Origin of the sequence: Paeniglutamicibacter sp. (assembly GCF_046714615.1) — a bacterium.
Taxonomy (GTDB): Bacteria; Actinomycetota; Actinomycetes; order Actinomycetales; family Micrococcaceae; genus Paeniglutamicibacter.
On the sequence record NZ_JBKKAP010000116.1, the window covers coordinates 1 to 14,491 of the forward strand.

At 67.3% G+C, this 14,491-nt stretch carries 12 protein-coding genes and 1 tRNA gene; 4 read left to right on the plus strand and 9 right to left on the minus strand.

Annotated features, from left to right (window positions below):
- From rho to argS, 6 genes are all read right to left on the minus strand, one after another.
- On the minus strand, window positions 1-2,195 hold a 2,195-nt coding region (gene rho / locus ACLQ7E_RS13760; RefSeq protein WP_411733142.1), incomplete at its 3' end, for a transcription termination factor Rho.
- 344 nt (window positions 2,196-2,539) lie between these two features.
- Window positions 2,540-3,475, minus strand: coding sequence for a homoserine kinase (gene thrB / locus ACLQ7E_RS13765; RefSeq protein WP_411733143.1), 936 nt, complete (start codon window positions 3,473-3,475; stop codon window positions 2,540-2,542).
- A 32-nt stretch (window positions 3,476-3,507) separates the two neighbouring features.
- On the minus strand, window positions 3,508-4,608 hold the full coding sequence (thrC, locus tag ACLQ7E_RS13770) for a threonine synthase (protein ID WP_411733144.1): 1,101 nt from the start codon (window positions 4,606-4,608) through the stop codon (window positions 3,508-3,510).
- Window positions 4,609-5,895 (minus strand): homoserine dehydrogenase, encoded by a 1,287-nt coding sequence (locus ACLQ7E_RS13775; RefSeq protein ID WP_411733145.1) that lies wholly within the window; start codon window positions 5,893-5,895, stop codon window positions 4,609-4,611.
- An 8-nt stretch (window positions 5,896-5,903) separates the two neighbouring features.
- A complete protein-coding gene (lysA, locus tag ACLQ7E_RS13780; protein WP_411733146.1) occupies window positions 5,904-7,325 on the minus strand; it encodes a diaminopimelate decarboxylase in 1,422 nt (473 codons plus the stop codon).
- A 6-nt stretch (window positions 7,326-7,331) separates the two neighbouring features.
- Window positions 7,332-8,972: an arginine--tRNA ligase gene (gene argS, locus ACLQ7E_RS13785; protein WP_411733147.1), complete on the minus strand. Its 1,641-nt coding sequence runs from the start codon at window positions 8,970-8,972 to the stop codon at window positions 7,332-7,334.
- A 203-nt stretch (window positions 8,973-9,175) separates the two neighbouring features.
- Here argS and ACLQ7E_RS13790 point away from each other — a divergent pair.
- The 3 genes from ACLQ7E_RS13790 (at window position 9,176) to ACLQ7E_RS13800 (ending at window position 11,339) form a co-directional block, all read left to right on the plus strand.
- A tRNA-Arg gene (locus ACLQ7E_RS13790) sits at window positions 9,176-9,251 on the plus strand.
- A 364-nt stretch (window positions 9,252-9,615) separates the two neighbouring features.
- Window positions 9,616-10,041, plus strand: a complete 426-nt coding sequence (locus ACLQ7E_RS13795; RefSeq protein WP_411733148.1) for a YciI family protein — start codon at window positions 9,616-9,618, stop codon at window positions 10,039-10,041.
- A gap of 32 nt (window positions 10,042-10,073) precedes the next feature.
- Window positions 10,074-11,339, plus strand: coding sequence for an RNA polymerase sigma factor (locus tag ACLQ7E_RS13800; RefSeq protein WP_411733149.1), 1,266 nt, complete (start codon window positions 10,074-10,076; stop codon window positions 11,337-11,339).
- 146 nt (window positions 11,340-11,485) lie between these two features.
- On the opposite strand, the gene ACLQ7E_RS13805 is transcribed toward ACLQ7E_RS13800, so the two are convergent.
- Together ACLQ7E_RS13805 and ACLQ7E_RS13810 are read right to left on the minus strand one after the other, a co-directional pair.
- Window positions 11,486-12,151, minus strand: coding sequence for a response regulator (locus ACLQ7E_RS13805; protein ID WP_411733150.1), 666 nt, complete (start codon window positions 12,149-12,151; stop codon window positions 11,486-11,488).
- Window positions 12,148-13,485 (minus strand): sensor histidine kinase, encoded by a 1,338-nt coding sequence (locus tag ACLQ7E_RS13810; RefSeq protein ID WP_411733151.1) that lies wholly within the window; start codon window positions 13,483-13,485, stop codon window positions 12,148-12,150. Before ACLQ7E_RS13810 ends, ACLQ7E_RS13805 begins: the two co-directional genes overlap by 4 nt.
- 272 nt (window positions 13,486-13,757) lie before the next feature.
- On the opposite strand from ACLQ7E_RS13810, the gene ACLQ7E_RS13815 reads away from it, so the two are divergent.
- Window positions 13,758-14,036 carry a hypothetical protein gene (locus ACLQ7E_RS13815; protein ID WP_411733152.1) on the plus strand — a complete coding sequence of 93 codons (279 nt, stop codon included), beginning with the start codon at window positions 13,758-13,760 and terminating at the stop codon, window positions 14,034-14,036.
- On the opposite strand, the gene ACLQ7E_RS13820 is transcribed toward ACLQ7E_RS13815, so the two are convergent.
- The gene (locus tag ACLQ7E_RS13820; protein ID WP_411733153.1) at window positions 13,975-14,346 is read right to left on the minus strand and encodes an iron chaperone; all 372 of its coding nucleotides are present in this window, start codon (window positions 14,344-14,346) and stop codon (window positions 13,975-13,977) included. The two genes, ACLQ7E_RS13815 and ACLQ7E_RS13820, sit on opposite strands and share 62 nt — an antisense overlap.
- Window positions 14,347-14,491: the final 145 nt, after the last annotated feature.

Sequence of the window (14,491 nt, forward strand, 5' to 3'; positions counted from 1 at the left end):
GGCATCGTCTGCTGGACCGCCATCAGGAACTCGGCGTTGCTCTTGGTCTTCTTCATCCGGTCGAGGAGGAGCTCGAGAGCCTGCTGGGTGTCGAGCGCGTGCAGCACCCGGCGGAGCTTCCAGGTGACCTGCAGCTCGTCCTTGCCCATCAGGATCTCTTCCTTGCGGGTGCCGGACGGGTCGACGTCCACAGCCGGGAAGATCCGCTTGTCAGCGAGCCTCCGGTCCAGCTTGAGCTCCATGTTCCCGGTGCCCTTGAACTCCTCGAAGATCACCTCATCCATCCGCGAGCCGGTCTCGACCAACGCGGTGGCCAGGATGGTCAGCGAGCCGCCGTTCTCGATGTTGCGTGCAGCACCGAAGAAGCGCTTGGGCGGGTACAGTGCCGAGGAATCGACACCGCCGGAGAGGATGCGGCCCGAGGCCGGGGCGGCCAGGTTGTACGCACGGCCCAGGCGGGTCATCGAGTCCAGCAGGACCACGACGTCCATGCCCATTTCCACCAGGCGCTTGGCGCGCTCGATGGCGAGCTCGGCCACGGTGGTGTGGTCATCGGCGGGGCGGTCGAAGGTCGAGGCAATGACCTCGCCCTTGACGGTGCGCTGCATGTCGGTGACTTCTTCGGGACGCTCGTCAACAAGAACCATCATGAGGTGGACCTCGGGGTTGTTGATGGTGATGGCGTTCGCGATGGACTGCAGGATCAGCGTCTTGCCGGCCTTCGGCGGCGAGACGATCAGGCCGCGCTGGCCCTTGCCGATCGGTGCAACCAGGTCGATGACGCGGGGTCCGATGAGCTTCTGGTCGGTTTCCAGGCGCAGGCGCTCGGTCGGGTACAGCGGGACCAGCTTGGCGAAGTCAACGCGGTTGGTGTTCTCCTCCGGGGCCTTGCCGTTGATCGCGGTGAGCTTGACCAGGGCGTTGAACTTCGCACGCGAGGAAGCGTTCTCGTTCTCACGCGGGGCGCGGATGGCACCGACGACTGCATCGCCCTTGCGCAGGTTGTAGTTCTTGACCTGGTTCAGGGTGACATAGACGTCCGACGGGCCGGCGAGGTAGCCGGAGGTGCGGATGAACGCGTAGTTATCCAGCACGTCCAGGATGCCGGCAACCGGCAGGAGTACGTCCGTGTCACTGAACTCGGTGTCATCAACGTCAGGCTGGTTGCGGTTGCGGCCGCGGCGGTTGTTGCGATCGGTGCGATCGTTGCGGTCGTTGCCGCGGTCCTGGCGATCGGTGCGCTCGTTGCGGCTGGCATTGCGTTCGCGGTTGCGCTCATTGCGCTCGCGGTTGCGTTCGCGGCGGTTGGCGTTTCGGTCCTCGGAGCCCTCGCGGCCCCGGTCCTCGGAGCGGTCGTTCGACTTGTTCTCGTTCGAGCGCGAGTCGGCGGCCACGGCCTCGACCTGCTTTTCCTCCTGCACCTCGGCGGGCGCGGTGGACTCGGCGGGGTCGTTGTTGTTGCTCTCGCGGCGGTTGCGGTTGCGATCCCGGCGGTTGCGGTTCCGGTCGTTGCGCTCGGGGCGGTCGCCGCGCTCGTTGCGGGATTCGTTGGCGTCCTGGTTGGACTCGGCGGTCTCGCCCGATGCCTGCTCGGCGGCCGGTGCGGATTCCGCCGGGGCCTCGGAGGTGCCTGTCGACTCGGCGCGGCGGTTGCGGGTGTTGCGGCGCGGTGCGCGCTCTTCGGTCACCGGTGCCTCGGTCTCGGCTTCGGCGGCCTTCGGCTCGGCGGCAGCGGGTGCCTCGGCGGCCGGGGCAACGGTTCCGCTGGAATCGGCGCGGCGGTTGCGGGTGCGGCGGGTGGCGGGCTGTTCGGTCTTCGCCTCGGCAGTTGCCGGTGCGGCGTCGGCCTTCGGCTCGGCAGCCGGGGCCTCTGCCTGCTTCGTCGCCGACTTGGCGGCTCCACGTGCCGGGGCCTTGGCTGCCTTTGCCGGTGCCTCCGCCTTGGCGGGGGCCTCGCCCTTGGCCTCGGCCTTGGGCTCCGCCTTGGCCTTGGCATCACGGTCGGCCACGGAACCGCCACGCTGGTGGTTCGAGATCGCGGTGACAAGATCGTTCTTGCGCATCCGCGACCCGCCGGTGATACCCAGCTGGGACGCAAGCACCTGCAATTGTGCAAGTTTTAGGCCGGCAAGTCCGCCGCCCTTGGATGCGTTGTTTTCTTCCACGCCTGCAGTAAGGCTGGTGGTTTCGGTCACGAAGGTTCCTTCCCCCTCGTCGGGCGAATCTCATCAGAGAGATCCGCAACGTTTGACTAGCCCTTGTTCCCGCGTCAGATGCGGGAAAAGGTTCGGCCGTGCACCGCCGAGCGAGACAAGGCGGGTGCTTCGGTCGATCGTAAGACACACCAATGGATCTAGTCACCAACATGGTTGACGGTTTCAATCGGATGGTGTGGGTGTGCCTGCTCGCCCAGCGAAAATGGTTTGTGGTGATCGAATCCCCAAAGATCCGCCCGCCGCGGCGGGGGGAAGGAATTGATGGCTGCACGAAACGCAATGAATCATCCATTGGAATGCGGATGACTCTTTTCAGGCGGGTGCTAGAGCACTTCTACTCTAACACCCGTTGGCGGCACGGACTCAATCCGGACACGCCAGGTTGTTTCATCGTGGCTTGCAGCGTACCCGGAAATCGCGGCGGCGGCCCTTTGCGCGCCTTCCTGTCCGTCGCACAGCACCAGTACCGTGGGCCCGGCGCCGGAGACCACTGCCGCATGCCCCGCCGAACGCAGGTGGGCAATGAGGTCGGCGCTCTGCGCCATGGCCGGGGCCCGGAACCCCTGGTGCAGGAAGTCCTCGGTTCCGACCATGAGCGCCGCCGGCTCGTGGGCCAGGGCATGGATGAGCAGTCCGACCCGTCCCCCGTTGGCCGCGGCCAGGGCGTGCGGCACGGTCTCCGGCAGCAGTCCGCGGGCCGCGGCGGTGGACAGCTCGATGTCGGGGATGGCAATGACCGGGACAATGTCCTCGTGCAGGACCCCTTGCAGCGTGCCGAATCCCGCATCGGTGGTCCAGGACAGCGTCAACCCGCCGTACACGGCCGGGGCGACGTTGTCCGGGTGGCCCTCCCAGCGCGAGGCGGCCTGGAAAATCTCGTCCGGGCCCGACTGCGCGTCGGCGGGAAGCAGCGCGTTGGCGGCAGCCAGCGCGCTGACCATGGCCGCGGCGCTGGATCCCATGCCGCGGCCGTGCGGGATGTTATTCGTCGCCTCGAGGCGCAGGCCGCAGGCTTCGAAGCCCAGTTCCGCCCAGCGCTCCAGGATCGTCTTGGCGATCAGGTGCGTCTCATCGGTGGGGAGCGTTTCGGCGCCCTCGCCGGTGATGGACACGCTGACGCCGGGCTCGGACACGGTGTGCACCACCAGGGTGTCGCACACCGACAGTGCCAGGCCCAGCACGTCGAAGCCGGGGCCAAGGTTCGCGCTCGTGGCCGGCACGTGCACGGCAATGGATTGGCCGGCTTGAATCTGCGCCATAAGGTGCTGGTTCCTCGTGTTCCGGGCGGGGACTAGGCCAGGCCGAGCGCCGAGGCCACTGCCACGACGTCGAACTCGACCTTGGTCGGGGTGACTGCGGAACCGTCTTCGCGCTTCAGGGCCCAGTCCGGGTCCTTCAGGCCGTGGCCGGTCACCGTGATGACGATCTTCTTGCCCGCCGGCACGTTGCCCGCGGCGTGGTGCTTGATGATGCCGGCAACGCCCGCCGCGGAGCCAGGCTCCACGAAGACGCCCTCGCGGGAGGAGAGCCAGCGGTGTGCCGCGAGGATCTCTTCGTCGGTCACCGAGTCGATGATTCCGCCGGATTCGTCGCGGGCCTCTTCGGCCTGCTTCCAGGAGGCGGGGTTGCCAATGCGGATGGCGGTGGCGATGGTGTCGGGTTCGGTCACCGGGTGGCCCAGCACGATGGGTGCGGCGCCGGCGGCCTGGAAGCCCCACATGATGGGGGTCTTGGTGGACACGGGTGCGAGCACGTCGCCGGCCTGGGTGGTGTACTCGGAGGAGTACTCCTTGTATCCCTTCCAGTAGGCGGTGATGTTGCCCGCGTTGCCCACCGGCAGCACATGGTAGTCAGGTGCGTCGCCCAGGAAATCGACGACCTCGAAGGCGCCGGTCTTCTGGCCCTCGATGCGGGCCGGGTTCACCGAGTTCACCAGGAACACCGGGTAGTTTTCGCTCAGCTTGCGGGCGACGTCGAGGCAGTTGTCGAAGTTGCCGTCGACCTGCAGGAGCTCGGCGCCGTGGGCGATGGCCTGGGAGAGCTTGCCCATGGAGATCTTGCCGTCCGGGACCAGCACGGCGCACTTGAGCCCGGCCTGGGTCGCGTAGGCAGCGGCGGAGGCGGAGGTGTTTCCGGTCGAGGCGCACACCACTGCCTTGGCGCCGGCGGCGACCGCGGCGGTCATCGCCATGGTCATGCCGCGGTCCTTGAAGGACCCGGTCGGGTTCATGCCCTCGACCTTCAGGTACACGCTTGAGCCGGTGAGCTCGCTCAGGGCCGGGGCGAACACCAGGGGTGTACCGCCTTCGCCCAAGGTGATGACCTTGGTGTTTTCGTCAACGGGCAGGCGGTCGGCATATTCGCGGATGACTCCGCGCCACTGGTGGGCCACTTAGTTTCCTTCAACTCGCAGTACGGAGGTTACTTCTTGGACGGCATCCAAGTCTGCGACGGCGGCCACGACGGCGGCCAGCGAGGACTCGGTGGAACGGTGGGTCACGATGCGCAGCTCGGCCGACCCGCCGTGGTTTTCTTCGATGATGGACTGGCGCAGCGCCTCGATGGACACGGCGTTGTCGGCGAAGATCGCGGCAATCGCGGCAAGCACGCCGGGCTCGTCCGAGACGCGCAGGCCGATCCAATAGCTGGTGGAGATCTCGTCGAACGCGAGGGCCTTGACCGGCTGCTGTGTGGCGATGGCCGGCAGCGGACCGCCGGAGACCACGCGCCGGGCCACGGCAACGGTGTCGCCCATGACGGCGGAGGCGGTGGGCGCCCCGCCGGCGCCGGCGCCGTAGAACATCAGCTCGCCGGCGTTTTCCGCCTCGACGAAGACCGCGTTGAAGGCCCCGTGGACGGCGGCCAGCGGGTGGGTGCGGCGCAGCAGCGTCGGGTGCACGCGCACGCCGATGCCGTCCTCGCCGCGTTCGGCGATCGCCAGCAGCTTGATGACCATGCCGGCTTCCTTCGCGGCAGCCACGTCGGAGGCGGTGATCTTGGTGATCCCCTCGCAGTGGACATCGGCCAGGTCAAAATCGGTGTGGAAGGCCAGCGAGGCAAGGATCGTTGCCTTCGCGGCGGCGTCGTGTCCCTCAACGTCGGCGGTCGGGTCGGCCTCGGCGTAGCCCAGTGCCTGTGCCTCGGCGAGCACGTCGTCAAACGCGGCGCCGGTGGTGTCCATGGCGTCGAGGATGAAGTTGGTGGTGCCGTTCACGATGCCCATGATCTTGGTGATCCGGTCCCCGGAGAGCGAATCGGAGATGGGACGCAGGATCGGGATGGCCCCGGCGACTGCGGCCTCGTAGCGCAGCTGGGCGCCGGATTCGAAGGCCAGGGCATTGAGTTCCGCGCCGCGGGCCGCGAGCAGCGCCTTGTTGCCGGTGACGACGGAGGCGCCGCGGGCCAGGGCCCGGCGGATCAACTCGCCGGCAGGCTCCAGGCCGCCGAGCAGCTCGATGACGATGTCTGCGTTATCGACCAGCTCGTGGGCGTCGGTGGTGAACAGGTCCGCGGGGATTGCCGCGTCGCGCTTGGTCTCGAGGTTGCGCACGGCGATGCCTGCAAGTTCAAGCCTGGCGCCGGCACGGTCGGCCAGCACTTCCGCATCGTTCAGGAGGATGCGTGCCACCTGGGATCCGACATTGCCGCAGCCAAGCAGGGCCACCTTCAGTGTTTTCACGTGTTTTACTATGCTCCCAAATCGCGGGCCAACAGATCGGCTTCGGTTTCCCTGCGGATGATGGCGCGGGCGGCGCCGTCGCGCACTGCCACCACGCCGGGACGGCCCAGGTAGTTGTAGTTGCTCGACAGTGCCCAGCAATAGGCACCGGTTCCCGGAACGGCCAAAAGGTCGCCGGCGGCAACATCCTCGGGCAGGTAAACGTCCCGTACGACTATGTCACCGGACTCGCAGTGTTTGCCAACCACACGTGAAATAATCGGTTCACTTTCCGTCACACGGCTGGCCAGCACCGCGGTGTAGTCCGCGTCATAGAGCACCGGGCGGGCGTTGTCGCTCATCCCGCCGTCCACCGAGACATAGCGGCGCGGCACCAGGGTCCCGTCCTCGGTCTCGACCTGGACGGACTTGCGCACCCCTGCCTCGTAGAGGGTGAAGGTGGAAGGCCCGGCGATGGCGCGGCCGGGCTCGATGGAGATCCGCGGGACCGCCAGTCCCAGCTCGGCGGCGGTGGTCCCGACGACCTCGGCCATCGCTGCGGCAAGGACTGCAGGCTCGCGCGGGGCGTCGGCCTCGGTGTAGGCGATGCCGTAGCCGCCGCCCAAATCCAGCTCGGGCAACTCAACGCCGTGGTCCTGCTTGATCTGCGCCAGGAAGCCGAGCATCTTCTGCGCGGCCAGCGCGAAGCCCTCGGCCTCGAAGATCTGCGAGCCGATGTGCGCGTGCAGGCCCAGCAGGTTCAGTTCCGGGTGCGCCAGCGCGTAGCTGACCGCGGCGGCCGCGGGGGAAACGTCGTCGCCCACCGGGATCATCGAAAGGCCAAACTTCTGGTCCTCGTGCGCCGTGGCGATGAACTCGTGGGTGCTGGCGTGCACGCCCGGGGTCAGGCGCAGCATCACGTTGGCGCGCTTGCCCGTCTCACGTGCGAGCAAGGCCACGCGCTCAAGCTCGTCCAGCGAGTCGATGACGATGCGGCCCAGGTCTGCTTCCAGGGCGGTGCGGATCTCGGTGACTGACTTGTTGTTCCCGTGCAGGGAGAGGTTGGCCGCCGGCACGCCGGCCACGCGGGCCACTGCCATTTCCCCGCCGGAGCAGGTGTCAAGGCGCAGGCCCTCGGCGGTGACCCAGCGGGCGACCTCGGTGCTCAAGAATGCCTTGCCGGCGTAGTAGACATCCACGCCGCCGCACAGGTCCGCGAACGCCGCGTCGAAGGCCAGCTTGAAGCCGCGGGCGCGGGCACGGAAGTCGTCCTCGTCCAGCACGAACAGCGGGGTGCCGAATTCCTTGGCCAGGTCGCTGACCATGAGGCCCTGGACGGCGAGTTCGCCGGCTTCGGAGCGGGCGACGCCTTCGGCCCATTCGATCGGGCGCAGCGCGTTGACATCGGCGGGCAGGGAAAGCCAGGCCGGGGCAAGTGGTGAAGAGGTCATGGTTCCTTACATCTTTTCCGGTGCCGAAACACCCAGGAGGCCGAGGCCGTTGGCCAGGACCTGGGTGGTGGCGTCGTTGAGCCAGAGGCGGGTGCGGTGGATGGGCTCGACGGCGCCCTCGCCCACGGGGGTCACGCGGCAGGCCGCGTACCAGGAGTGGTAGGCGCCGGCGAGCAGCTCGACGTGGCGGGCCACGCGGTGCGGTTCGCGGTGCGTGGCGGCCTGGGCGACCACCGAGGGGAACTGCCCCAGGGCCGCGAGCAGGTCGTTTTCGGTTTCGTGGACCAACAGCGTCGCGTCGAAGTCGGTGCGTTCCACACCCTTCTCCACTGCATTGCGGGAGGCGGCGCGGGAACGGGCGTGGGCGTACTGCACATAGAACACCGGGTTGTCGTTGGTGTTCTTCTTCAGCTGCTCGGGGTCGATCGTCATCGGCGAATCGGCCGGGTAGCGGCCCAGCGAGTAGCGCAGCGCATCGGCGCCGAGCCAGTCGATGAGGTCGCGCAGCTCGATGATGTTGCCGGCGCGCTTGGACAGGCGGGCACCGTTGACCGAGATCAGCTGGCCGATCAGCACCTCGATGTTGAACTTCGGGTCGTCCCCGGCGCAGGCGGCAATGGCCTGCAGGCGCTTGACGTAGCCGTGGTGGTCGGCACCGAGCAGGTAGATCTTCTCGGTGAAGCCGCGGTCCTTCTTGGAGAGGTAGTAGGCGGCGTCGGCGGCGAAGTACGTGGGTTCGCCGTTGGCGCGGATCAGCACGCGGTCCTTGTCGTCGCCGAAGTCGGTGGTGCGCAGCCACACCGCACCGTCGGTGTCGTCAATGTGGCCCTGTTCGCGCAGGCGCGCCACGGCGTCCTCGACGGCGCCGCCGGAGTGCAGTTCCTGCTCGGAGAAGAACACGTCGAATTCGACGCCGAAGTCGTTCAGGGTCTCCTTGATGTCGGCCATCTGCGCCACGTAGGCGGCGTGGCGGACGATCGGCAGTGCGGCTTCCTGGGTGAGCGAGCGGATGTCAGGGTGGGCCTTGGCCACGGCATCGGCCAGCTCCTTGATGTAGGCACCCGGGTAGCCGCCCTCCGGAACCGGCAGGCCGTGCAGGCGGTTGTAGACGGAGAGGGCAAAAATGTTCATCTGGTTGCCGGCGTCGTTGATGTAGTACTCGGAGGTGACGGTCGCTCCGCTCGCCTTGAGCACGCGGGCGATCGAGTCGCCCAGGGCGGCCCAGCGGGTGTGGCCGATGTGCAGCGGGCCGGTGGGGTTGGCGGAGACGAACTCCATGTTGACCTCATGGCCAACCAGCGCTTCGTTCTTGCCGTACTCGACTCCCGCCTCGACGATGGTCCTGGCCAGCTCGCCGGCGGCACCTGCCTCGAGGGTGATGTTCAGGAAGCCGGGACCGGCGATCTCGACGCCGGCAACCCCGGCCGACTCCGCCAGGCGCGTCGCCAGGACCTGGGCGAATTCGCGCGGGTTCATCCCGGCCTTCTTGCCCAACTGCAGGGCGATGTTGGTGGCCCAATCCCCGTGCTCGCGACTCTTCGGTCGCTCCACTCGCACATTCTCGGGCACGTCGACGGAAATCTGGCCGGCGTCGACTGCGTCGCGGAGGCAAGCGGAAATGGCTGTGGAGAGTTCTTCAGGAGTCACCCCTCAAGGATAACCGGGGGCGCGGGCGCCATTGGACGATGTGACGGCGCGACGTCGAACACATCAGATGCGCATTTGGGCGCCCCGACGCAACGCCGGAACGCCAATTTGTCATTCACCGCTTCACACCTGCTAAGCTCGTCTACGTTCCCAGCCGGAAAATGTTTCAGAAACCATGGAAATGGTCGTTGATTTCCGGCAACGCCCTCGTAGCTCAGGGGATAGAGCGTCCGCCTCCGGAGCGGAAGGTCGAAGGTTCGAATCCTTTCGAGGGCACCACTGCAAGAGTCGCTGTTTCCCGGTATGACCGGGAGATGGCGACTTTTTTGTTGCCCCGGACACCGCGTCCATGGCGCCCGGCCCATCGGGCAAGAGTTCATGTCGGACCCTTGTTGCCCGCCTGGGCCGGATCCCTCATTCGCCCCGCCTGCGGAGCCCTCCTCGGCGGCAACCGTGCCAGCCGCATCCCCGGCCGCCAAGCCACCATCGGTTCACCGGTTGCCGGTGTCCCTCCCACCCAAAACCACACGGGTTCCAAAGTTCTTGAAAGTTTTTTCACGCACCTGTCGATTTCGGCGCCTCCCGTTCGATGTAATGAGTGAAGGACGTATTTGCGCGCCTTCCCGAACCCAAGGAGAACACCATGAAATTCATGCTGATCATGCGCTCGACCGAGGCCGCCAAGGAAGCCTACGAGAAGGCCGACTTCACCGAAATCATCAATGCCATGGGCGCCTACAACGAATCCCTCATCAAGGCCGGCGTGCTGCTGGCCGGCGAAGGCCTGTCCGATGACCTCAGCGAGGCCTTCGTCGTCGATTTCTCGGACGAAACCCCGATCGTCACCGACGGCCCCTACGGCGAAGTCCACGAACTGTTCAACGGCTTCTGGATCCTCGAGGTCTCCAGCAAGGAGGAAGCCGTGCAGTGGGCAAGCCGGGCACCACTGGGTGTTGGCGGCAAGCTCGAGGTCCGCCGGGTCACCGACATGTCCGATTTCGAGGACTTCGCCGACAACGAATACATCAAAAAGGAAGAAGCCTGGCGCGAGGACCTCGGACAGAAGTAGCTCCCGAGTCCCTCTCCAGCGGAAGGCCAACCGTGCCCGACACCCAACGCACCCTCGACGCGCTCTGGCGCATCGAGGGTGCGCGCATTGTGGCAACCCTCGCCAAGGTGACGGGAGACCTGGGGCTCGCAGAGGACCTTGCCCAGGAAGCGCTGGTCGATGCGCTCGCGCAGTGGCCGCACGAGGGGATCCCGAAAAATGCCGGCGCGTGGATCACGGCGGTGGCCAAGCGCAAGGCCATCGATGCGTGGCGCCGAAGCACCCGGCTCGATGAGCGTCACCTGGAGATGGCGAGGAACCTCCGGGAATCGATCGAGGAATCGTGGGAGCCCATCGACGACGACGTGCTGCGCCTGGTCTTCACCGCCTGCCATCCGGTGCTCACCCGAGAGGCCCAAGTCGCGCTGACGCTGCGCGTCGTGGGCGGGCTGGGGACGGAGGAAATTGCCCGGATGATGCTGGTGCCCGTGGCCACCGTGCAGCAACGGATCGTACGCGCCAAGAAGACACTGGCAGCGGCCCGGATACCGTTTGAGGCCCCGGAACCCCAGGCGTGGGGCGAACGCCTGTCGGCAGTGCTGGCAGTGATCTACCTCGTGTTCACCGAGGGCTACGCGGCCACCGCCGGCAACGACTTGATCCGCCGCGAGCTGGCCAATGAGGCGCTGCGCCTGGGCCGAATCCTGCTCGGCCTGCTCCCCCGCGAACCCGAGGCGCACAGCTTGGTGGCACTGATGGAGATCCAGGCCTCGCGGTTTTCGGCCAGGATCTCCCGGGACGGCAACCCGATCCTGCTTGCCGACCAGGATCGTACCCGCTGGGACCACTCCCAGATCATACGGGGGCGCAGCGCGTTGGAACGTGCCGATTCGTTGGGGCGCGGACGCGGCTTCTACGGACTCCAGGCGGCCATCGCCGAATGCCATGCGGTGGCCCCGAGCGTCGAGCAAACCGACTGGGACGGGATTGTGCTGCTCTATGGGGCCTTGTGCCGCCTTGCTCCGGGACCTGTCGTAGAGCTGAACCGCGCAGTCGCGATTTCGATGGCCGAGGGACCGGAGGCTGCCCTGCGCATCGTCGATGACTTGGCGGAGCAGGGTGCCCTGAAAGGTTCGCACCTGTTGCCCGGGGTGCGCGGGGAATTGCTGGCGAGGCTGGGCCGCGACCCTGAAGCCGTGGCCGAATTCCTTGTGGCGGCCTCGCTCGTCGGGAACAAGCGCATGGGCGCGGTCTTCCAGGCGAAGGCCCAGGACCTGCGATCCAAGTTTCCCGGGAAATTAAGACAGCCCCCACAGTGACGGCGAATCTCTGTGGGGGCCTAACCGCTGCTCCTTTGAGAAAAGGTGCATTGGCTTCCATGAACGATACAGCCATAGCTGCTTGGAGCCCGCATTTTCACGAGGTGATACGCACTACATTGCCACGGGCTTGAAACGTCTGCCTTCTACCGGCGGATGCCGTTCTCGTAGGAATACACCACGATCTGCACCCGGTCGCGCAGCTCGAGCTTGCGCAGGATCGCCCCGATGTGGGTCTTGACCGTGGACCCGCTCAGGAACAGCCGGTCCGAGATCTCCTGGTTGGTCAGCCCCAGCGCCACCGCCTCGAACACCTCCCGCTCCCGCTCGGTCAGCTCCAGGTATTGCCCGGGAACCTCGGGCACAGGTGCCGGCTCGTCGCGCAGCAGCGCGGCCAGGGACTGCGGGGCGATCACGGCGTTGCCGCCGTTGACCGCGCGGATCGACTCGCAGACGAATTCGGGCGTGCTGTCCTTGAGGATGAACCCGCTGGCCCCGTGCCGGATCGCGGTGGCGGCATGCTCGTCCCAGTCGAAGGTGGTCAGCATGATGACCTTCGGGAGCTTGTCGAAGCGCCCCGTTGAGTCCTCGAAGATCTTGCGGGTGGCCTCGACCCCGCCCATCGGCGACATCTGCACGTCCATCAGTACCACGTCGGGCTGATGGGCGGCGATGGCGCCCAGGGCATCGGTGCCGTCGGCTGCCTGCGCCACCACTTCCATGTCGGGCTGGGCGCCGATGATCACCGCCAGGCCGGAACGGAAGAGTTGCTGGTCATCGACCAGTGCCACGCGGATCTGCGGTTGGTTCAACGGGTGGTCCATTCGTGGTTGATCGGAAAGGTTGCGGCAATCGTAAACAGGTCGGGGGCGCCGGCCACCCCGTCCTCGGTGTCGATGCTCAGGGTGCCCGACAGGCTGGCCAGGCGCTGGCGCATGCCCGCGATCCCGGTCCCGGTGCGCCTCGAGGCGCCGGACGCCTCGAAATAGTTTGTCAGGCTCAGCGTATAGCTGGTGGCGCCCCAGTAATGCCTGACATAGATCGGGGTGGTGGCACAGCCGTGGTGCAGCGCGTTGGCAAGCATCTCCTGGATGATCCTCCGGGTGGCAGGAACGATGTCCGCCGGCAGCGGCACCGGCTCCCCCAGCGTTTCCTCGCTGACCTCGTATCCGGTGCCGCGCACGTTCGCCAGGATGGCCGAGATCTCCGAGACCGCCGGCGGCAGCAGGCCCATTTGCGCCGTTTGCAGCGCCAAGCTGCGCGTCGCCGGGGACGTGGCCTGCCTGGCGTCGGCGGGCCGGGCCTCGAGGGGCTTGGTTTCGGCGGTTTGCGACAGCACCTGGCGCACCTCGCCCAGGGACCGGCGAGCGGCGTCGGCGATGGTCCCCGTCGTCTCGCGGATGCGGGCCACATCGGTGTCGGGGATGAAGCGGATCGAGTCGGCCTGGGCGATGATCACCGCCAGCGAATGGCCCACCACGTCGTGCACGTCACGGGCGAGCGCGGCGTTTTCCGAGCGCAGCCGTGCCAGCTCCAGGGCGCTGTCGGCTTCCTCGCGCGCCCGGGCCGAGCCCCGCTCGGCGGTCTGCTTTCCGGCGAAGAGCCGCAGCAGCAGCCCCAGCAGCCACGGCAGCGTCAGCATCGAGGCGACCACCACGAAGACCGCGATGACCTGGTTGTTGGTCGGCCAGGCATTGGACTCCATGGCGCGGAAGAGCGGCTCGGACACCCAGGACCCGATCCGGCCGATGTAGACGGTGCCCAGCACCGATCCCGCGGCGATCGACAGGCCCGAGAAGAACACCCAGAGCCGCGTGCCGTACCTGGCCGCTATTCCCACCACGTATAGCGCGGCCAGCTGGGCCAGGTCGACGTCGACCCCGCGGAGCATCTGCAGCAGGGTGCCGACCCAGATCAGCGCGAGTGCCACCCCGGGCAGGACCCGTGCGCAGCCGATGGCCACGGCGGCGGCCAGCACGAAGAACGAGGTGTCGCTCAGGTAGTTGCCCGAGTAGGAGCCCAGGCGAAGGAACTCGTGGCAGAACACCACAACCGCCAGGAAAATGGCCGCCGCGGTCACATCGGAACGCCACCCCCAGCGTCCGCGCCAACGGACCGGCTCGAATTCGTCGGCCCTGGTGCTCACCGTGCCCCCGCAGCCGCGGCCGGCACCGTCGATGCCCCAACTGGCGCCCGGCGGGCGAGCAGGCGGCCGGGGTTCCGGGCAGGATTGCCGGCCCGCCGACGGGCCCAGGGGCGGGAAACGCAATTGTGCATGCTTCCTACCGTAGACGGCCCGGCGCGCTTGGGACTCACCCGCAGGTACCGGAAGGATCAGACGCAGGTACCGGATTCCGGGGTCCGGGTCCGGCCCGGGGCCCGATGCGCATGGCGGCCAACGCGGGAAGACTTGGAGTCATGATGAGATTCCCGTCGCAGATCCCGCGCTCGCGCAGGTCCAAGGCCATGCGCCTGGCAGTTGCCCTGGCGGCCCTGGCCGTCTTTGCCGCCTCGGTCCTCGGCCTGGCCTATGCCCTGAAACCTGCTCCGGACGAGGTTCCGGACGAGTGGTCCGCGGCACCGACCGGCCTCCGGGCCATGGACCCGGCCAGGGATCCCGCGCGGGCGCCCGATGCTACATCCAGCGCACGTGGTGTTCCCGGAATTCCGTCGCCCGGGCCGTGGCCACAAGCCTGATGAGTTCGAGCGGGAGCGGCTCGTCGTGCGGAAGCTGGATCGAGCCCTTGCCCAGGGTGTAGCCGCCCAGTTCCCCGGCGAGCGCGTCGCGCGAGCTGGGCGTGGTGTAGAGGTTGATGTGCTTGGAGAACACCGCGTAGGCCACCAGGATGGTGTCATCCACGAAGGCGGGCTGTCCCCACTTGATCTGGACGCTGGCGTGCGGCAACGCCTCGCACAGGGCCCGGTGCAGTTCCCTGGCCCGGGGCCGGTGTTCGACGGGGACATTTCCGAGGTACTCCTCGGGGGTGGCGCCCTTGATCTTGGCCATGGTGCTCCTTGCGGAATCGGCGGGCAGACCCCGCGGGTGGCATCGGGGGCATCGACCTGGCTACATTCTGCCCCATGCGCTGCCCCGGCGCTCCCGTTCCCACCCCTGCCGTTGGAGCGGTTGCCCGGCTAGTGTGGTGCTAGGC